The organism is Stenotrophomonas koreensis (genome assembly GCF_001431525.1).
Classification (GTDB): Bacteria; Pseudomonadota; Gammaproteobacteria; order Xanthomonadales; family Xanthomonadaceae; genus Stenotrophomonas; species Stenotrophomonas koreensis.
Genome location: NZ_LDJH01000006.1, coordinates 369,033 through 389,380, shown reverse-complemented (window position 1 = coordinate 389,380; position 20,348 = coordinate 369,033). Strand labels below are relative to the sequence as shown.

17 protein-coding genes are annotated in these 20,348 nt (G+C 64.6%); 3 read left to right on the top strand and 14 right to left on the bottom strand.

Going from position 1 to position 20,348, the window contains the following annotated elements; genetic code table 11:
* Positions 1-108 precede the first annotated feature (108 nt).
* From guaB to ndk, 10 genes are all read right to left on the bottom strand, one after another.
* A complete protein-coding gene (gene guaB, locus ABB25_RS04360; protein ID WP_057664209.1) occupies positions 109-1,566 on the bottom strand; it encodes an IMP dehydrogenase in 1,458 nt (485 codons plus the stop codon).
* Between the two features lie 115 nt (positions 1,567-1,681).
* Positions 1,682-2,557: a bifunctional methylenetetrahydrofolate dehydrogenase/methenyltetrahydrofolate cyclohydrolase FolD gene (gene folD / locus ABB25_RS04355; RefSeq protein WP_057664206.1), complete on the bottom strand. Its 876-nt coding sequence runs from the start codon at positions 2,555-2,557 to the stop codon at positions 1,682-1,684.
* A 347-nt stretch (positions 2,558-2,904) separates the two neighbouring features.
* The gene (gene moeB / locus ABB25_RS04350; protein WP_057664204.1) at positions 2,905-4,041 is read right to left on the bottom strand and encodes a molybdopterin-synthase adenylyltransferase MoeB; all 1,137 of its coding nucleotides are present in this window, start codon (positions 4,039-4,041) and stop codon (positions 2,905-2,907) included.
* Positions 4,042-4,126: 85 nt separating this feature from the next.
* Positions 4,127-5,524, bottom strand: coding sequence for a ribosome biogenesis GTPase Der (der, locus tag ABB25_RS04345; protein WP_057664200.1), 1,398 nt, complete (start codon positions 5,522-5,524; stop codon positions 4,127-4,129).
* A gap of 12 nt (positions 5,525-5,536) precedes the next feature.
* Positions 5,537-6,745 (bottom strand): outer membrane protein assembly factor BamB, encoded by a 1,209-nt coding sequence (gene bamB, locus ABB25_RS04340; protein WP_057664197.1) that lies wholly within the window; start codon positions 6,743-6,745, stop codon positions 5,537-5,539.
* Complete coding sequence (locus ABB25_RS04335) at positions 6,742-7,386, bottom strand: YfgM family protein (protein ID WP_057664193.1); 645 nt, start codon at positions 7,384-7,386, stop codon at positions 6,742-6,744. Before ABB25_RS04335 ends, bamB begins: the two co-directional genes overlap by 4 nt.
* Positions 7,387-7,439: 53 nt before the next feature.
* Complete coding sequence (locus tag ABB25_RS04330; protein WP_083488090.1) at positions 7,440-8,312, bottom strand: helix-turn-helix domain-containing protein; 873 nt, start codon at positions 8,310-8,312, stop codon at positions 7,440-7,442.
* On the bottom strand, positions 8,309-9,136 hold the full coding sequence (locus tag ABB25_RS04325; protein WP_057664186.1) for a tetratricopeptide repeat protein: 828 nt from the start codon (positions 9,134-9,136) through the stop codon (positions 8,309-8,311). The genes ABB25_RS04330 and ABB25_RS04325 overlap by 4 nt, the downstream gene beginning before the upstream one ends.
* Positions 9,111-10,310, bottom strand: a complete 1,200-nt coding sequence (gene rlmN, locus ABB25_RS04320) for a dual-specificity RNA methyltransferase RlmN (RefSeq protein WP_425477306.1) — start codon at positions 10,308-10,310, stop codon at positions 9,111-9,113. Before rlmN ends, ABB25_RS04325 begins: the two co-directional genes overlap by 26 nt.
* A gap of 33 nt (positions 10,311-10,343) precedes the next feature.
* Positions 10,344-10,769 carry a nucleoside-diphosphate kinase gene (gene ndk, locus ABB25_RS04315; RefSeq protein ID WP_057664182.1) on the bottom strand — a complete coding sequence of 142 codons (426 nt, stop codon included), beginning with the start codon at positions 10,767-10,769 and terminating at the stop codon, positions 10,344-10,346.
* Between the two features lie 204 nt (positions 10,770-10,973).
* On the opposite strand from ndk, the gene ABB25_RS04310 reads away from it, so the two are divergent.
* The 3 genes from ABB25_RS04310 to ABB25_RS04300 all read left to right on the top strand — a co-directional run bounded on the left by ABB25_RS04310 (position 10,974) and on the right by ABB25_RS04300 (position 15,308).
* Positions 10,974-11,606 carry a TetR/AcrR family transcriptional regulator gene (locus ABB25_RS04310; RefSeq protein ID WP_057664180.1) on the top strand — a complete coding sequence of 211 codons (633 nt, stop codon included), beginning with the start codon at positions 10,974-10,976 and terminating at the stop codon, positions 11,604-11,606.
* Between the two features lie 45 nt (positions 11,607-11,651).
* A complete protein-coding gene (locus ABB25_RS04305; RefSeq protein WP_057664177.1) occupies positions 11,652-14,024 on the top strand; it encodes a 3-hydroxyacyl-CoA dehydrogenase/enoyl-CoA hydratase family protein in 2,373 nt (790 codons plus the stop codon).
* 78 nt (positions 14,025-14,102) lie between these two features.
* Entirely contained in the window at positions 14,103-15,308 is a 1,206-nt protein-coding gene (locus tag ABB25_RS04300) for an acetyl-CoA C-acyltransferase (protein WP_057664172.1), read from the top strand.
* 422 nt (positions 15,309-15,730) lie between these two features.
* Here the strand turns inward: ABB25_RS04300 and ABB25_RS04295 are convergent, their stop codons facing one another.
* From ABB25_RS04295 to ABB25_RS04280, 4 genes are all read right to left on the bottom strand, one after another.
* A complete protein-coding gene (locus ABB25_RS04295; protein WP_057664170.1) occupies positions 15,731-17,641 on the bottom strand; it encodes a polysaccharide biosynthesis protein in 1,911 nt (636 codons plus the stop codon).
* A 10-nt stretch (positions 17,642-17,651) separates the two neighbouring features.
* Positions 17,652-18,638 carry a glycosyltransferase family 4 protein gene (locus ABB25_RS04290; protein ID WP_057664166.1) on the bottom strand — a complete coding sequence of 329 codons (987 nt, stop codon included), beginning with the start codon at positions 18,636-18,638 and terminating at the stop codon, positions 17,652-17,654.
* Positions 18,635-19,813, bottom strand: a complete 1,179-nt coding sequence (gene lapB / locus ABB25_RS04285; protein ID WP_057664164.1) for a lipopolysaccharide assembly protein LapB — start codon at positions 19,811-19,813, stop codon at positions 18,635-18,637. The genes ABB25_RS04290 and lapB overlap by 4 nt, the downstream gene beginning before the upstream one ends.
* A 206-nt stretch (positions 19,814-20,019) precedes the next feature.
* Complete coding sequence (locus ABB25_RS04280; protein ID WP_057664161.1) at positions 20,020-20,334, bottom strand: integration host factor subunit beta; 315 nt, start codon at positions 20,332-20,334, stop codon at positions 20,020-20,022.
* Positions 20,335-20,348 lie beyond the last annotated feature (14 nt).

The window sequence follows — 20,348 nt, the reverse complement described above, 5'->3', positions numbered from 1 at the left end:
ACTAGTGGATAGGAACGAGGAACGGATAGAGAGCAAGATCCGGGAACCGATGAGAAAAGAGGAACGGAAACACTGGTTTCTCGTTCCTCTTCACTCGTTCCTGCTTCATCAGACGCGGTAGTTCGGCGGTTCCTTCATGATCTGCACGTCATGGACGTGGCTCTCACGCTGGCCGGCACCGCTGATCTTGACGAACTTGGGCTTGGTGCGCATTTCCTCGATGGTGGCGCAACCCACGTAGCCCATGGTGGCGCGCAGGCCGCCCATCAGCTGGTGGATGATGCCGCCGACCGGGCCGCGGTACGGCACGCGGCCTTCGATGCCTTCGGGCACCAGCTTGTCGGCGGTGGCTGCATCCTGGAAATAACGGTCCTTGGAGCCCTTTTCCATTGCTGCCAGCGAACCCATGCCGCGGTAGCTCTTGTACGAACGGCCCTGGAACAGCTCGGTCTCGCCCGGCGACTCCTCGGTACCGGCCAGCAGGCCGCCGATCATCACCGTCGAGGCACCGGCGGCAAAGGCCTTGCCCAGGTCACCGGAGTAGCGGATGCCACCATCAGCGATCAGCGGGATACGGTCCTGCAGGGCCTCGGCGACCATGTCGATGGCGGTCACCTGCGGCACGCCGACACCGGCGACCACGCGGGTGGTGCAGATCGAGCCCGGGCCGATGCCGACCTTGACCGCATCGGCGCCAGCGTCATACAGCGCCAGGGCCGCCTCACCGGTGCAGATGTTGCCACCGACCACCTGCACCTGCGGGAAGTGCTTCTTGACCCAGGCCACGCGGTCGAGCACGCCCTGCGAATGGCCGTGGGCGGTATCGACCACCAGCACGTCCACCCCGGCGGCGACCAGCGCCTCGACCCGGCGCTCGGTGTCACCACCGACGCCGACGGCCGCGCCGACCAGCAGGCGGGTGGCGGCATCCTTGGCGGCATTGGGGTTGTCGCTCTTCTTCTGGATGTCCTTGACCGTGATCAGGCCGCGCAGGTTGAAGTCGTCATTGACCACCAGCACCTTCTCGATGCGGTTCTTGTGTAGCAGCTGCTGCACTTCGTCCGACGCCGCCCCTTCCTTGACCGTGACCAGACGGTCCTTCTTGGTCATGACGTGGCGCACCGGATCGGTGAGTACCGATTCAAAGCGCAGGTCACGGTTGGTGACGATGCCGACCAGCTGGCCGTTCTCGTCCACCACCGGCACGCCGGAGATGTTGTGGGCGCGGGTCAGCGCCAACACGTCGGCAATGGTGGTTTCCGGGCCGACGGTGATCGGGTCGCGGATGACGCCAGCTTCGAACTTCTTGACCTTGGCCACTTCCAGCGCCTGCTGCTCGACGCTCAGGTTCTTGTGGATGATGCCGATGCCGCCAAGCTGGGCCATCGCGATGGCCAGGCGGGCTTCGGTCACCGTGTCCATCGCTGCCGAGACAATCGGCAAGCGCAGACGCAGGTCGCGGGTCAGGCGGGTCCCCAGGTCCACATCCTTGGGCAGGATGATGGAGTGGGCCGGAACGAGGGAGACATCGTCGTAGGTCAGTGCTTCAGCCTGGATGCGGAGCATCGGCGTACCCGGTATGTGTGGGGAAGCGCGACATTTTACCCCTAAATCTTGTGTTTAGGCACTCCCCCGGCTGACTGCAGCCGAGCCGGTCACCCGGCTGCAGTTCCCTGCACACTCAGCCTGCCGCTTCGGCCGCCTCCAGGGTGTTCTGCATCAGCGTGGCCACCGTCATCGGGCCGACCCCACCGGGTACCGGAGTGATCCAGCTGGCGCGCGCGGCCGCCGCGTCGAAACCGACATCGCCGACCAGGCGGCCATCCTCCAGCCGGTTGATGCCCACATCAATCACCACCGCCCCCGGCTTGACCCACTCGCCCGGGATCAGCGAAGGAATGCCGACGGCAACCACCAGGATGTCGGCATTGCGCACCGCCCGCTCCAGCACCTCCTTCGGGGTGAACTTGTGGCAGCTGGTCACCGTGCAGCCGGCGATCAGCAGTTCCAGCCCCATCGGCCGGCCGACGTGGTTGCTGACCCCGACGATGGTGGCGCAGCGCCCGCGTACCGGCTGGTCGGTATGCCCGAGCAGGGTGACGATGCCGCGCGGGGTGCACGGGCGCAGGCCGAACTCGCGCAGCGCCAGGTGGCCGACGTTCTGCGGGTGGAAGCCGTCCACGTCCTTGCGCGGGTCGATACGCTGGATCAACCGGTTCGCATCCGGGATACCCGGCAGCGGCAGCTGGATCAGGATGCCGTGGATGGCCGGATCGGCATTGAGCCGGTCGATCAATGCGGCCAGCTCGGCCTCGCTGGTGCCTTCGGGCAGGTCGTAGTCATGGGCAGCGATCCCGACCTTCTCGGCGGCACGGCGCTTGTTGCGCACGTACACCGACGAGGCCGGATCCCCACCGACCAGGATCACCGCCAGCCCGGGCCGCGGCAGACCCTGCGCCAGCCGGGCATCGACCCGGGTTTTGAGTTCATCAAGCAATTGCTCGGCAATACGCTTGCCATCCAGGATGCGGGCAACAGTGGGGGGATTGACGGTCATGGGGTGTGGACCAAGGCGCGAAACGGAAGGCTATTGTCTCCGATTCGGCCCAAATCGTCAGACTTCCGCGCCACACCATCACCCGGGCAGACCAGCAAACCTGTCTGGCGGTGCGTGCCGGCGGCAGCGACCCCCACCCCCACCCTGCTGGCTGCCATCGTCCACAGCAGCGGCCAGCACGGCCCGCGCATCCAATCGACCGGCACCGCACCTGCACGGCGACGGCCAGCGGCGCAGGTCAGCAGCCCGGTTTACCGGGATCTCGACCCTCGTGCTGCCGGCACGACGCCGGGCCAGCCCTGTCCCGGCGTGGGCAAGCCGACGACACCGGCGGCCGACAAGCGCCGTCAGTGACCCGAGCAGAACGCGGCATAGTCGATATAGCCCGGGAACGGGCGCTGCGGTGCACACAGCGCGCAGTCCGGATCCGGGGTCAGCCGCAGCGAACGGAACTGCATCTGCAGCGAATCAAAGCGCAACAGCCGGCCAACCAATGGCTCACCGATGCCCAGCAGCAGCTTGATCACCTCGGTGGCCTGCATTACCCCGGCCAGGCCGGGCAGCACCCCGAGCACGCCGGCATCGGCGCAGTTGGGCGCATCCTCGGCCGCGGGAGGCTGCGGAAACAGGCAGCGGTAACACGGTGCGACTCCGCGTTGGCGACCGGCATCAAACACGGCCACCTGGCCGGAGAAGCGTTCGATGGCGGCATACACCAGCGGTTTGGCGTGCTTGATGCAGGCATCGTTAAGCAGGTAACGCAGCGGAAAGTTGTCCGAGCCATCCAGCACCACATCAACATCGGTCATCAGCTCATCGATGTTGTGCGAGCTGACCCGCTGCGCAATGGCCTGGACCTGGACATGCGGATTCAGCGCCAACAGGCGCTGTTGCGCCGAGGCCACCTTGTGCTGGCCAACGCTGTGGTCGGTATGCAGGATCTGCCGCTGCAGGTTGCTGCGCTCGACCCGGTCATCATCAACCAGGCGCAGATGGCCGATGCCGGCCGCTGCCAGGTAGAACGCAGCCGGCGACCCCAGGCCACCGGCGCCGACAACCAATACCCGCGCCTGCTGCAGCGCACGCTGGCCCTGCATTCCGACCTGCGGCAGCCGGAAGTGACGGGTGTAACGCTGCAGAAAATCCACCTGCGCCGGCTCCAGTTCCGGCTGCTCTACTGGCAGCCCGGCCGCCTGCCATGCCTGGGTACCACCGGCCACCGAATGCACCTGGGCATACCCGGCCTCACGCAGCGCCTGTACCGCACGCAGCGAACGCTGGCCGCGCGCGCAGATCAACAACAGGGCCTCATCACGCTGCGGCAGCACCTGCAGCGGCGCATCCAGCACCTGGGCCAAGGCAATGGCGTGGGCGCCAGCGGCCATGCCAGTGACACGCTCATCCAGGTCGCGCAGGTCGATCAGGCGGGCACCGGCCTGCTGCCGTGCCAGGGCCTGTTGCGGCGAAATTTCAATACTGTCCATGGCCACATTATGCCGCCAGCAACAACAACGGCGCGATTGCCCGCGCCGTTGTCGATCCCGTGCCAGACGCCCGGACAGGCGCGGCTTACTTGCCCTTGACGTGCTTGAGCAGGCGGCGCTTGCGCGCAATCTGGCGGTCGGTCAACGGGTTCTTCTTTCCCTCGTAAGGGTTGACACCCTCGCGGAACAGGAAGTTGACCGGGGTACCGATCAGCTTGAAACGCTTGCGGAAGAAGTTCTCCAGGTAGCGCTTGTACGAATCGGGCAGCTCCTTCAGGCGCGTGCCGTGCACAATGAAGGTCGGCGGGTTGGAACCGCCCGGGTGCACATAGCGCAGCTTGGACACATGCCCGCGCACCGCTGGCGGCGGGTTGCTTTCCACCGCCACTTCCAGCGCCTTGTTGACCTCGGCAGTGGAAAACTCCTTGGTGGCCGAGGCATGTGCCCGGTGCACCGCGGCGAACAGCTCGCGCATGCCCGAACCGTGGGTGGCCGAAATACGCACCACCTCGGCCCACGGCACGAACGGGAACTTCAGCGACAGCAGGGTTTCAGCCTGCTCACGCTCGTAATCGCTGCGTCCATCCCACTTGTTCAGTGCAATCACCAGCGCCTTGCCGGCATCGAGCACGGCACCGAGCACGGTGGCGTCCTGATCGGTGACACCTTCGGAGGCATCCAGCATCAACACCGCGACCTGGGTCTGCTCGATCGACTGCATGGTCTTGAACACGGAGAACTTTTCCACCGCCTCGTCCACGCGCGAACGACGGCGCAGGCCGGCGGTATCGATCAGCCGGTACTTGCGCTCGTCACGCTCCAGATCCACCGCGATCGAGTCGCGGGTGGTACCCGGCACATCGGAGGCGATCATCCGCTCCTCGCCGAGCAGACGGTTGACCAGGGTCGACTTGCCCACGTTCGGACGGCCGACGAAGGCAATCCGGATACGCTCCGGGTCGTCATCCAGGGTCTCGGTGGTGCCTTCTTCGGGCAGGCGCGCCAGCACCTCTTCGACCAGGTCATCCAGGCCCTGCCGGTGGGCGGCCGATACCGCCAGCATTTCAGCAAAACCGTAACGGGCAAAATCGGCACGCATGCCCGTCGCTTCGACGCCATCGGCCTTGTTGATCAGCAACATGGTCGGGCGCGCCAGCTTGCGCAGCCACGCGAGGATTTCATCATCCAGCGCCGATGGGCCTTCACGGCCATCGACAACAAACAAGATCAGGTCGGCTTCGGCAGCCGCAGCACGGGACTGGCGGGCAGTTGCACCGGCCAATCCTTCTTCTTCGCCGGCGATACCGCCGGTATCCACGATCAAAAACGGATTGTCGGCATCAAGCCGACAGGTGCCGTAATTGCGGTCACGGGTAACGCCCGGCTCGTCATGAACCAGGGCGTCACGGGTGCGCGTGAGCGCATTGAACAGTGTGGACTTGCCGACATTCGGCCGTCCGACCAGGGCGACCAGAGGCAACATCCCTTAACTCCTTTATTGGCGCAGCCCGTAGGCGGCCAGTTTTCCGTCAACGTCCTGCACCAGCAGGACTCCATTGGCTACGCGTGGTGCCGCCAGCAGGCGCTCACCACTGTGTTTGATACGGCCGGCGAACTCACCATCAGACAGGCGCAGCAGGTGCACATACCCTTCCAGATCACCGACCACCGCATAGTCTGCAAATACCGCCGTACCGGTCAGTTCGCGCCGCGCCAGGGCCGGCTGCGACCACAGCGCTGCACCGCTGTACTTGTCCAGCGCCCAGACCACGCCCTTGCCGTCGGCCAACAATACCGCGCCGGAGGTCACTGCCAGCTGACCGGCACCGCCGTGATCGCGCGCCCACAACGGACGACCGCTGGGGCCATCGATGGCCAGGGTCTGATCCTTGTAGCTGGATACATACACGGTGCTGCCATCGATCACCGGGGCAGCATCGACATCGGCCATCCGCTCCAGGTCGGTACGACCTTCGACCGGACCGACCATCTGCTCCCAGACCGGGGAGCCATCGTTCATCGCCAGCGCACTCAAGGTGCCATCGTCATTGCCAACGAAAGCCACGCCCGGCCCCGCCAGCACCGGCGCATTGCCGCGCACGGTCAGGGCCGGCAATTCCTGGGTATTGAACCAGCGCTGGCTGCCATTGCTTGCCTCGAACGCAGTGACCCGGCCATCATTGCCGCGCACCAGCACCAGGCCATTGGCAATGGTCGGTGCGGCAATCACTTCCGAGCGCACCTTGGCGCGCCACTGTTCATTGCCGCCGGCAGCATCCAGGGCGATCACATCGCCATCAAGACTGCCGATCACGACCAGACCACCACCCACGCCCGGACCACCGGACAGGCGCAGCGCCGGCTTGTCCTTCACCTTCTCCGGGCGCCAGTGCCACAGGCTCTTGCCGGTATTCAGGTCCAGCGCATGCACGCCACCTTCCAGCGCGGCGGCATACACCACGCCATCGGCCACCACCGGTGCCTGGGCGATGCCGATACGGCCCTCGCCCTTGCCGACAGAGGCCGACCACAGCCGACGCAGCTCAATGCTGGCATCGAACTTGACCAGCTCGGCCGGCTCGCTGGCCTTCTTGGCCTTGGCCTTGTCCGAGGTAAACCAGTCCTTCATGCTGGCACAGCCGGTCAGGCTCACACCCACCAGGGCCAACATGGCGATTCGCTTGTACATGTGCACCTGCCTCATTGCGCGGTGGCGTCTTCGGTTGCCGGCACTTCACCGCCGACATCGCTCAATTTGATTTCCAGCAGACCACGTTGCGGCGCATCGGCCTTCAGGGCCAGCAGGGCCTTGGTGTAGAAGTCACGCGCCTTCTCACCATCACCGGCAGCGACATGGGCATCGGCAATGATTTCCAGGCTGGTGGGGTCCTGGGCATTACCCAGCGTGGCCAGTGCCTCGGCCGGCTTGCCGGCCTCGATCTGCAGACGGGCAATGCGCTGATTGACCAGCGCCTGGAACTCACCTTCGGCCTTGAGCCCACGCAGCACGGCAATGGCTTCTTCGACCTTGCCGGCTTCGACCTGGGCCTTGACCAGCGCCAGGGCAGCCAGATCGACATAGATGCCGCTGCTTTCGGTTTCCAACGCCTTGACCTGACGTGCAGCCTCTTCCAGATCACTGGAGGCCAGCTGCGCCACGACTGCCTGATAGCGCGCATTGTCGGCGGCCGAACTCTGCAGCCGCGAGGCCTGCCAGTTGTTCCAGCCCCAGATCGCGGCGATGCCCAGCACCACGCCACCCACAATGCTCAGGCCATTACGGCGCAGCCAGTCCTGGACCCGCTGCCCTTGTTCGTGCTCGTCAAGAAGATCGTCGATCGCCATGCGTACTCTCACCCGCCGCCAGGGCCGGGCCTATGTGGAAACAGCAGCGCCCCTCAGTTGACAACCGGGGACACCGAACCGTCAGAGGATACCGTAAAGCGGGCCACGTTGGATCGACCCATCGCGGTCAGATCAATCGCACGGCCATCAATGCTGGCCTGCACCTGGGTCGAATTGCCCAGCAGCACCCGCGCCACATCCTCGGCGCGATAACGGCGCTGTTGACCGGCCGGGATCAGCGATTTCTCCACCACCTGCCCTTGCGGGCCGCCGATTTCAATCCAGCTGTCGCCAGCGAATTCAAGCAGCAGCTGCCCCCCCTCGCCGGTCGGGGTTGCAGCCGCAGCAGCAGGCGGGGCCGGTGTTGATGGCAAGCCGGTTGCCGCAGCATCGGCCACAAGTGGCAACGACTGCCGGGCGCCGGCAGCCTCGACGCGCACCGGCAGGGCCAGCTCGGCCGCCGGGCCGGCAACTTCCGTTGCCGGCAGCGCATCCAGCGATGCCACGGCAGGCGCAGGCTGCAGGTACGACCGCAGCAGCAACACGGCCGGCGTAGCCAGTGCCAGTACGGCAACGCCGTACAGCAGCTTGCGGCCAAGACCCTGGCCAGGGCGACGCAGCGGCAGGGACCGGCCCTCGCTGACCATGACCACAGGATCCATCGGCGCAACCGGCACGCTCGCCAGCAGCGGCGCCGCATCCAGTTGCAGCAGCCGGGCATAGCTGCGCAGCTGGCCACGGATGAACACCGGCGCGCCCAGACGCTCCCACTGCCCGCCTTCCAGCGCCGCGATGACGCGCATCGGGACATGCAGCTGCTCAGCCACCTGGGCCTGGCTCAAACCTTTACCCTGGCGCGCCTGCAGCAACAGCTCCCCAGCCGTTACCGCATCCACATTCCCCTCGACAACAGCCTCAGTGGTCACCGTTGATCAACCTTTGCGTCAGCGCCCTGGTCGGCACGCCGTGCCTGTTCCAGTCGCAGTTTATGGTGCTCGGCAGCAGCCTTGTCGCCCAGCTGTTCTTCAACCTGAATCGCGAGTTTTAACACGGAAACATCGGCCGGCGCAGCTGCCAGACGACGTTGGTAGAAGGCGCGCGCGGCCATCGCATCACCGCGCTCCAGCTGCAGATGCGCCATTGCCAGCAATACCGCCGGATGATCCGGGTCATAGCCCAGGGCCTGGCGCAATGCCTGCTCGGCACGTTGCCACTGCCCGCTCTTCTGGGCACAGATGCCGATATTGGCCGTCAGATCAGGCAACGGCGCCTGCGGATCGAGCAACGCACGGTCAAACAGCACCAGCGCCTCGGCCGACTCCCCGTGGCCGCACAACCAGGCCCCGTAGTTATTGAGCAGGTCACCACGACGCGGCGACAGCGACAGCGCCTGTTGGTACATCCGGCCTGCCGACTCCTGCTGCCCCTGCGCGGCATGAATCACCGCCAGCAGGGTCAACCCATCCGGGTCGGTACGATCCTGCGCCGTTAGCCGCCTGGCAAGCCGCTCGGCCTGCTCCAGCTGGCCGGCAGCAAAGGCCTGGCCGGCCTGGACCAACAGCCGGTCGCGTTCGCGCTGGCGATCCTGCTGGCGCTTGAGCTGACGCTCGCTCAGCGGCTGCACGCGCGGACCCGGCTCGCTGCCGGCGGCCACCGAATGGAACGGGAAGGACAGCAGCAGAACCGTCAGCAGCAGCGCTGCTGGCAGCCAGTAAAGGCGTGGCTCAAGCGCCAGCGACGGCACCATCATCAGCCTGCAGCGAGCGCTTGAACTCGGCATTGCGGCGGGTGCGGTCCATGACCTGGCCCTTGAGCTGGCCACAGGCTGCATCGATGTCATCGCCACGGGTACGGCGGACCATGGTCAGCACACCCGAATCGAGCAGGATCTTCTGGAACGCCCGGATCGACTCTTCGCTCGGACGCTCGTAACGGGTGCCCGGGAAGGGGTTGAACGGGATGATGTTGACCTTGCCCGAGTCCTTGGCCTGGACCTGGTTGTCGAACTGGCGCATCAGCCGTGCCAGCTGGCGGGCATGTTCGGGCAGGTCGTTGACCCCCTTCATCAGGGTGTATTCGAAGGTCACCGAATCGCGCTTCTTGTTGGCACGCAGGTAGCGCGCGCACGAGGCCATCAATTCGACGATCGGGTATTTCTTGTTCAGCGGCACCAGGGTTTCGCGCAGCTCGTCATTGGGTGCATGCAGCGAAACGGCCAGCGAGACATCGCTCTCCACCGAAAGACGGTCGATCTGCGGCACCAGGCCCGAGGTGGACAGGGTCACCCGCTTGTTGGCCAGGCCGTAGCCGAGGTCGTCGCGCATGATGCTCATCGCGCGCACGACGTTGTCGAAATTCATCAGCGGCTCGCCCATGCCCATCATCACCACGTTGGTGAGACGGCGCATCTGGTGCGGCACGTTGCCGAGGTGACGCGCCGCGACCCACACCTGGCCGATGATCTCGGCAGTGGAGAGGTTACGGTTGAAGCCCTGGGTGGCGGTGGAACAGAACGTGCAGTTCAGGCCACAACCAACCTGCGAGGACACGCACAGCGTGCCGCGGGTCTTGTCCGGGATGTAGACGGTTTCGATGGCGTTCTTGCCATCGCTGCCCATGCTCAGCAGCCACTTGTGGGTGCCGTCGGCAGAGGGCTTGTCGAACACGATGTTCGGGACGACGACCTCGGCATGCGCGTGCAACTTGGCGCGCAGCGGCTTGCCGAGGTCGGTCATCTGGTCAAAATCGGTGACGTAGCGATGATGGATCCACTTCATCACCTGATGGGCACGGAAGCGCTGTTTTTCGCCGAGAACCTCGTCGAAGAACTTCTCCAGGCCCGCGCGATCGAGGTCGAGCAGGTTCTGCTTCTTCACCACCGGTTCGGCAGCGGCGGTAGCCGGCACCAGCACCGACGGAATCACAACCTCGTTCACGTCAACCACTCCCTGTATCGCTTAGCGCGAAACGACTTCGGTGCCGGCAAAGAAGTAGGCGATTTCAATCGCGGCGTTCTCGACCGAATCCGAACCGTGGGCGGCATTGGCGTCGATCGACTCGGCGAAGTCGGCGCGGATGGTGCCCGGGGCCGCTTCCTTCGGGTTGGTCGCGCCCAGCAGCTCGCGGTGGGCCAGCACGGCGTTCTCGCCTTCCAGCGCCTGGATCATCACCGGGCCGGAGATCATGAACTCGACCAGGGCGTTGAAGAACGGACGCTCACGGTGCACGGCGTAGAAGCCTTCGGCTTCGGCGCGCGAGAGCTGCTTGTACTTGGCGGCAACGATCTTCAGGCCAGCCTTCTCAAAGCGGGCATAGATTTCGCCGATCACGTTCTTGGCAACGGCATCGGGCTTGATGATGGACAGGGTGCGCTCGAGCGCCATGGGGATATCCTCGGTGGTTGGGTCGGACGACCCGGAAACAGGTACAAACCGCATGAACACGCGGATTGGGAAAGAAAGTCAGTCGGCAATTCTAACGTCCAGCTCCCGGATTTGCACAGCCGGCGCTGAATGCTGCTGCGCCGCAACATGACGGGCGCCCACGCCTGCCCGTAGGATCAAACAATCGTTTGATTGATGCCTGCCATGCCCAAGCCAGCCCAGTTCTCCACCAAGGACCGCATCCTCAGTGCTGCCGAGGAGCTGTTCGCCGTCCATGGCTTTGCCGGCACCTCGCTGCGCCAGGTCACCAGCGTGGCCGATGTCAACATTGCCGCGGTCAATTACCACTTCGGCTCCAAGGAAAATCTGGTCAACGAGGTTTTCCGCCGGCGCATGGATGAAATGAGTGCAGCGCGCCTGGCCCAACTGGCCCGCGCCAATGCCGAATACCCCGGCCAGCTGCGCGCGGTACTGGCTGCGTTTGTCGAACCGGCCCTGGCCATTGCCGGGCAGCAGCACAACGGCGGCGCCTTCGTGCGGGTGATTGCGCGCGCCTACGCCGAGAAGAACGACAACCTGCGCAAGTTCCTGTCTGACCATTACGGCCACGTACTGCGCGAGTTCGCCCGAGCCATCGCCGCCTGCCTGCCGCAGCTTTCCAAGGAGCAGCTGTACTGGCGCCTGGACCTGCTGGCCGGCGCGCTGACCTATGCAATGGCCGATTTCGGCCTGATCAAACGCCCGGCCGGGATCAGTGAAACCGATCATCGCGCCCGCGCCGCACACGAACTGATTCAATTTGCCGAGGCCGGTTTCCGCGCCGCGGCCACCCCCTGATTCCCTTCCACCCGTAGTTGCAGACCAACCAGAAGGTTCAACGCCATGTCCAACTCTTTGCTTGTCCGCCGCGCCGCCGTGCTTGGCGCCGGTGTCATGGGCGCCCAGATCGCGGCCCACCTCACCAACGCCGGCGTGGATACCGTGCTGTTCGACTTGCCAGCCAAGGAAGGCCCGGCCGATGGCATCGTGCTCAAGGCGATCGCCAACCTGGCCAAGCTGAGCCCGGCCCCGCTTGCGGCCAAGTCGCTGGCCGGTGCGATCACCCCGGCCAACTATGAGACCGGTCTGGACCAGCTTCGCGACTGCGACCTGATCATCGAGGCCATTGCCGAACGCATGGACTGGAAGCAGGACCTGTACAAGAAAATCGCCCCGTTCGTGAACGACACCGCGGTGCTGGCCTCCAACACTTCCGGCCTGGGCATCAACAAGCTGGCCGACGTGCTGCCCGAGCAGCTGCGCCACCGCTTCTGCGGCGTGCACTTCTTCAACCCGCCACGCTACATGCACCTGGCCGAGCTGATCCCGGCCACCACCACCGACAAGGCGGTGCTGGAAGGCCTGGAAACCTTCCTGGTCACCCACCTGGGCAAGGGCGTGGTGTATGCCAAGGACACCCCGAACTTCATCGGCAACCGCATCGGCGTGTTCTCGATTTTGTCCACCATCTTCCACACCCAGCAGTTCGGCCTGGGCTTTGACGAAGTGGACGGCCTGACCGGCCCGCTGATCGGCCGTGCCAAGTCGGCCACCTACCGCACCTCGGACGTAGTCGGGCTGGACACCATGGCCCACGTGATCAAGACCATGGGCGACACCCTGCCCAATGATCCGTGGCACGCCTTCTTCAAATCCCCGGCCTGGCTGGACGGCCTGATCGCCAAGGGCGCGCTGGGCCAGAAGACCCGCGCCGGCATCTTCCGCAAGGTCGGCAAGGACATCATGGTGCTGGATGTGGACAAACAGGATTACCGCCTGTCTGACCGCGGCGCCGCGCCGGAAGTGGTCGAAATCCTGAAGACCCGCAACCCGGCCGAGAAGTTCGCCAAGCTGCGCGCCAGCTCGCATCCGCAGGCCCAGTTCCTGTGGGCGCTGTTCCGCGACCTGTTCCATTACAGCGCCTACCACCTGGCCGACATCGCCGACACCGCGCGCGACGTCGACCTGGCCATCCGCTGGGGCTACGGCTGGAAGCTGGGCCCGTTCGAGACCTGGCAGGCTGCCGGCTGGCAGCAGGTGGCGCAGTGGATTGCCGAGGACATCGCCGCCGGCAAGTCCATGGTCAACGCCCCGTTGCCGGCCTGGGTGCTGGACGGCCGCGCTGGCGTGCATACGGCCGAAGGCAGCTACAGCCCGACCGACAACGCGGTCAAGCCGCGCTCTGACCTGGCCGTTTACCGCCGCCAGCGTTATCCGGACCCGGTACTGGGTGAACAGTTCGACCCGGGCCAGACCGTCTGGGAAAACGACGGCGTGCGCCTGTGGACCGATGGCGACGGCATCGGCGTGATCAGCTTCAAGACCAAGATGAATACCGTCTCGGACCACGTCCTGAACGGTATCCAGGAAGCGATCGGCCTGGCCGAAAAGCAGTTCAAGGCCGTGGTGATCTGGCAGAACGGCGAGCCGTTCTCGGCCGGCGCCGATCTGGCCGGTGCGCTGGGCCTGCTCAAAGAAGGCAAGGTCGCCCAGTTCGAGGAAATGGTGGCCAACTTCCAGCGCACCAGCCAGCGCATCAAGTACGCCCTGGTGCCGGTGGTGGCAGCGGTGCGCGGCCTGGCCCTGGGTGGCGGCTGCGAGTTCCAGATGCATTCGGCCCGTACCGTGGCGGCACTGGAAAGCTACATTGGCCTGGTTGAAGCCGGCGTCGGCCTGCTGCCGGCCGGTGGCGGCCTGAAGGAAATTGCCGTGCGCGCCAGCCAGGCCGCTGGCAGCAATGGCGACATCTTTGCCGAACTGAAGAAGACCTTCGAGACCGTGGCCATGGCCAAGGTGTCCAATTCGGCGGTCAATGCCCAGGAACTGGGCCTGATGCGCAACGGTGACAAGGTCGTGTTCAACGCCTTCGAGCTGCTGCACATTGCCAAGGCCGAAGCGCTGGCCCTGGCCGAAGCCGGTTACCGCCCGCCGCTGCCGGCGCGCGCCATCCGCGTGGCCGGCGATGTCGGTATCGCCACCTTCAAGATGATGCTGGTCAACATGCGCGAAGGTTACTTCGTCAGCCCTTATGACTACGAAATTGCCGAGCGCATCGCCACCGTGGTCTGCGGCGGCAAGGTCGACCGCAACGCCGTGGTCGACGAGCAGTGGCTGCTGGACCTGGAGCGCAAGCATTTCGTCGAGCTGGCACAGCAGGAAAAGACCCAGGCCCGTATCGCCCACATGCTCAGCACCGGCAAACCGCTGCGCAACTGAGTGCGGCAAGAGCTGGCGGCCACACCCGTGGCCGCCCTCCCCGCCCCTTGTCCGCACCCTTTTGAAGAGATCGAACACATGACCAAGCAAATCCAGGACGCCTACATCGTCGCCGCCACCCGCACCCCGGTCGGCAAGGCCCCGAAAGGCATGTTCCGCAATACCCGCCCCGATGACATGCTCGCCCACGTGCTGCGCAGTGTCGTCGCCCAGGCCCCGGGCATCGACGTCAACCGCATCGACGATGCGATCATCGGCTGCGCCATGCCCGAAGCCGAGCAGGGCATGAACGTGGCCCGCATCGGCGTGCTGCTGGCCGGCCTGCCGAACACGGTCGCCGCGCAGACGGTGAACCGCTTCTGCTCCTCCGGCCTGCAAGCGGTGGCGATGGCCGCCGACCAGATCCGCCTGGGCAACGCCGACCTGATGCTGGCCGGTGGCACCGAGTCGATGTCGATGGTGCCGATGATGGGCAACAAGATCGCCATGGCTCCGAGCGTGTTCGACAACGACCACGTGGCGATTGCCTACGGCATGGGCATCACCGCCGAGAAGGTGGCCGAGGAATGGAAGATCAGCCGCGAAGACCAGGACGCCTTCGCCCTGGCCTCGCACCAGAAGGCGCTGGCAGCCATTGCCAACGGCGAATTCCGTGACGAGATCAGCCCGTACGAGATCGTCAGCCACCTGCCGGACCTGAGCAGCAGCCAGATCATCACCCGCAACCGCATTGCCGACACCGACGAGGGCCCGCGCGCCGAGTCCTCGCTGGAAGGCCTGGCCAAGCTCAAGCCGGTGTTCCGCAACGGCGCCTTCGGCGGCTCGGTCACCGCCGGCAATTCCTCGCAGATGAGCGATGGCGCCGGCGCCGTTCTGCTGGCCTCCGAACAGGCGATCAAGGATTACGGGCTGACCCCGCTGGCCCGCTTTGTCAGCTTCTCCGTGGCCGGCGTGCGTCCGGAAGTGATGGGCATCGGCCCGATTGCCGCGATCCCGAAGGCGCTCAAGCAGGCCGGCCTGAGCCAGGACCAGCTGGACTGGATCGAGCTCAACGAAGCCTTTGCCGCGCAGTCGCTGGCGGTGATCCGTGATTGCGGCCTGGATCCGTCCCGGATCAACCCGCTGGGCGGCGCCATCGCCCTGGGCCACCCGCTCGGCGCCACCGGCGCGATCCGCACCGCCACCCTGGTCCACGGCCTGCGCCGCCGCCAGCTCAAGTACGGCATGGTGACCATGTGCATCGGCACTGGCATGGGCGCGGCAGGCATCTTCGAAGCACTGTAAGCCAGCCGCTCACGATCGCCCCCCGCTCCGGGCAACAGAAAGGAGGCCGCAAGGCCTCCTTTTTGCTGTTCGCCAGCCGCTGCGAGGGGCAACGACGCATTACCGTCTGCAGGACGCACTCCAGCAGCCGGCGGCACAGCCGCTAAAATGCAGCGTCAGTCTTCGGCCGACTGTTGACGGCCCAGCCCTGACAAAACAGCCAACACCACAGACAGCCCCGAACACCGGCCCGGCGCAGCCAAACAGCCATTCATCATGCGCGCCGGCAGTCTGTGTGCAGCTACACGCGGGCGCGCGCAACCAGGCCAAACGCACTGGCTGCGCCCTGGCCGGGCGCGTCATCGCGTCATGACGCGTACAACATCGGAGATGGCAGGCTCGACTGGCTTCTGGTTATCTGGCACGCGGCAGCAGGCCGGAGTTCACTGCTTGCGCTGGGATTCCCGGGCGGCGAAAGGCACCACCTTGCGCTGGGTTGCGCTAGTGGCATCCAGCAGGTGGCAGCTATATTCCGGCACCAGCTGTTCCAGCAACGCGGCCAGCACAAGCAGGTCATAGTTCCGGGATGCCTCACGCATCTGGGCAAGGATCTGCATCACCGGCTCATGGGCAAACGAACGCACATTGGTCTCCAGCACCTTGGGGTGCGCGGTCGGCGTGTTGTGCTCGTCAGCGTAGTACAGGGTTTCATGCAGCTTCTCGCCGGGCCGCAGGCCGGAAAAAACGATCTGGATATCGCGACCGGGAACCCGCCCAGCCAGCCGGATCATCTGCTCGGCCAGTTTTACAATCGGTACCGGCTGGCCCATGTCCAGGGTATACACCGCACCCTTGGTTGACGAAGAAACTGCCTGCAGAATCAGCAGACAGGCTTCCGGGATGGTCATGAAGTAGCGCGTAACCCGTGGGTCGGTGACCGTTACCGGGCCACCGGCGGCGATCTGCTTGCGGAACAGCGGCACCACGCTGCCCGCAGAACCCAGCACATTGCCAAAGCGCACCGTGACAAAACGCGTGCGCGCCTGCTTGCGGTCCAATGCCTGGCAGACCATTTCCGCACCGCGCTTGCTCGCGCCCAGGGCATTGATGGGATTTACCGCCTTGTCGGTCGAAATCAATACAAACTGCCCCACTCCGGCCAGCACGGCGGCCTCGGCAACGGTATGGCTGGCCAGAACATTGTTGCGCACCGCTTCACGCAGCTGCGCCTCCAGCACCGGCACATGCTTGTAAGCCGCCGCGTGGAACACCGCATCGACCTGTGCGCGTGCCAGCGCATGCTTGATGACCGCAGGATCACCACAATCACCCAGTACGCAGATCAGCTCCACCGATGGAAAGCTGGCCCGCAGCTCACTCTCGATGGTCGACAGCAACAGCTCGCTGATTTCCACCAGCACCAGGCGTGTCGCGCCGTGACGAGCGCATTGGCGGCAGAGCTCGGAGCCGATTGAGCCACCGGCCCCGGTGACCAGAATCGAACGGGTACCCAGCCAATGCCGGATCAACGCCCAATCCGGTTGTACCGGCTGGCGACCGAGCAGGTCCTCGATCGAGACCTCCTTCAGCGCTGCCTCACGTCCGGCCAGCAGATCATCGACGGTCGGTGCGATCCGGTAAGGCAGGCCTGCTGCCTCGCAGAGCCCCATCACACGCTGCAAACCGGCCGAGTCCAGCCCGGGAATGGCGATGACCAGCAGTCTGGCGGCGGTCTCGCGTGCCACTTCCGGAACATCATCCAGGGTACCCAGAACCGAAAGACCGTGTAACTTTGCCCCCTTCAGATGGGGCGCATCATCGAGCAGGCCAATCGGGTCATATTCGCCGGAGCGGCGCAGGTCACGGATGAGCGTCGATGCCGTACTGCCTGCACCAAGTATCAGCACGCGCCGCATTGCGCCATCGCTGCGGCTGGCACGATAGTCACTCCAGGCCCGGTAGACCAGTCGCGGCATCCCCAGGAACGCTGCCAGCACGATCGGATACAGGGCCAGCACCGACAGCGGCACGCCCTCCAGACGCCTGAAGGCCAGGACCAGCACAATGGCCGCAACGCCAAGAAAACTGGCCCGGAAGATATTGCCGATATCCGTCACGCTGGCAAAGCGCCACAGCCCCTTGTAGAGCCCGACCTTCCAGAACACCAGCCCCTGCACGACCAGAACGATCGCAGTGGTCCAGCTGAACAACGGCAACGGGGGGGAATCCACCCAGATCGTGTAGCGGACAAAGTGCAGCAGCTGCCATGCCAGCCAGACCATGGCCAGATCATGGCCAATGACGGCAACCCGTGGAACATAGGCCAGCGCATCCTGCCAACGCCAACTGCTCATACCTTCTCCCTCAGCCCGCGTCGATCAATGCCGAACGTCGCCATTTCCATATCAGAACACCCGCACCCCAGAGCAGCAGTGAGGCCACTACGGCCCGGCCCAACGATTCACCGGCCATCAGCATCGCTGCTGCCATCAGCAACAGGGTAATCAGCCCATAGGACAGGGTAACCGCAGCATGGGTGGCGCCGGATTTGATGTACCACTGATACAGGTGCTCGGTATGTGCCTGCATCCAGCGGTCACCCCGGCATATTCTGGTGAGCAAGGTGAATCCCGCATCAATGAGAAAGACACTCATTGGCCACAAGGCGACGAGCGGCTGCACATTCTCGCTGCGGCGGACCACCAGGATCGTCAAACAGGCCATCAGCAAGCCAAGGGCACCACTGCCGACGTCGCCGAGAAAAATCCGTGCGCGCGGGAAATTGAATGGCAGGAAGGCCAGACAGGCCAACGCCACCAGCCACGCGCTGGATGCCAGCCCGCCGGGCAGCCAATAACCCATCACCAGTGCCACCAGACCAGCCTGACTGACCGCCAGTCCGTTGATGCCATCCATGAAGTTCCAGATGTTGATCAGGCCAACGGTCAGTGCAAATGCCGCCAGCGACCAGCCCAGACCCGCACCGTCACGCCAGACCAGGGCGGCCAGCAGGCCGCCCGCGAGCATGTGCACGATCAGCCGGGTCAGCGCGGGCAATGGGCGATGGTCATCCCACCAGCCGATGCCCGCAACCAAGGCCAGCGCCAGGCCGAAAACCAGCAGTTCCACCCGCCATGCAGGCACTACCAGCGCTGCCAACAGCGTGGCCAGCAGCAGACTGGCAACCAGCCCTGCCCCGCCCCCGCGAGGAGTCGCCACTTGATGACTGCGTCGCTCACCCGGGTGGTCAAGCAGCTGGAACCGGCGCGCATAATGCAGTGCCAACCAGCAACACCCCAGCGCGCAGACAAAGAAGACCAGCAGGATCCATCCTGCCTGTAAATCATTCATAGCACGGCAAAATTCATCAGCGGCTTGACCGAACCCCATTCCTTGCAACTGGGGCAATGCCAGTGATGGGTGCGCGCACCAAAGCCACACTTGGTGCAACGGTAGGCGGGATTGCTGACCAGCAATTGATCGGTGATGTGCTTCAGATCCTGCAGCGTGGCCACCGGATCGGCCGCTTCGGCCAGGGTCAGGTCGATCAACGCCGACTCCCCGCGCACCGACGGCCGGTCCTTGAGCTGGCGCCCCAGATAGGCACGCGCCGGGCCCACACCCTCCTGCTGCTCCATCAACTGGGTCAATGCCAGCACCGGAGCAATCCCGCGGTAGTGCTCGGTCATCTCCGCCAGAAAGGCCCGCGCTCCGGCGATGTCGCCTACCGCGCGGTAGTTCTTCATCAGCTGGGGCAGGATTTCCGGCAGGTAATCCGGATCATTGCGGGCGGCGCGCTCAAATGCGCGGACGGCTGCTTCATCGTTGCCAAAATCACTCTCAAGACGCCCTTCGATGATGCCCGCACGCACACTCATCGCATCGGCAGCGTTGGCCCGCGCAATGGATTCACGCGCCTGATCCAGGCGTCCGGCCGCGCGATGACGCTCGGCCAGCTCGCATTCGAACTGGGCAATCAGCTTGCCCATCGGCTCACCGGTGACCTCTTCATAACGGGTAGCGTTGTCGATGGCCTTTTCCCAGTCGCGCTCGGCCTGGTAAATGGCGATCAAATGCTTCAGCGCTGCCGGTGCACGCTGATCGATCCGGGCCAGATCAGTGAACACCGTTTCGGCCCGGTCCAGCAAACCGGACTTCATGTAGTCCTCGCCCAGCGCGAGCAAGGCCTGCACCCGCTGCGGGTCACTCAGGTCACTGCGGTTGGCCAGGCCCTGATGCAAACGGATGGCGCGGTCGACTTCACCACGTCGACGGAACAGGTGCCCCAGGGCCAGCTGGGTTTCAAAGGTTTCCTTGTCCAGCTCGGCAATATGCAAGAACAGCTCGATTGCCTTGTCCGGCTGTTCGCCGAGCAGGTAATTCAGGCCGCGGAAGTACGTACTGGACAGCCGGCTGACCTGGCTGTCGTTATGCCGTTCGCCGCCACGGCGACCAATTATCCAGCCAGCTACCGCTGCCAACGGCACAAAAAGGAAAAACCACAACCATTCGGTGATGAAGTCCATCGCAGATCACTCAGCTTGACATTGGAGACTAACGCAGCGCGGGACGCACTGGCCGCCAGAGTGGGGCTTGGGGCATGTCAATGAAGTGACCATGCACAGGCGCAGGCACATGCGCAAAGGCAGCAACAACCGGCACCAGAGAAATTTCAACGCAAATGTCTGCATACCGCAGGCCAGTGCCGGAGGTATCAAAAGGCGTTGCAAGTTCAGTCGCGCTCACTGAACACGGATTCCAGCGGCACCACGTCGGTGACACGCTCGCGCAATTCCTTGCCAGGCTTGAAGTGGGGAACATGCTTGCCAGGCAATGCCACCGGGTCGCCCGTTTTGGGGTTACGTCCCAGGCGTGGGGGACGGTAATGCAACGAGAAACTGCCAAAGCCGCGGATTTCGATTCGATCTCCTTCAGCCAAGGCGCCTCCCATCATCTCAAGCAATGATTTGACTGCCAGATCGACGTCATCGGCTTTCAGGTGAGCCTGACGCCGCGCGAGGATTTCAATCAGTTCGCTTTTGGTCATTGCACGCTCGAAGA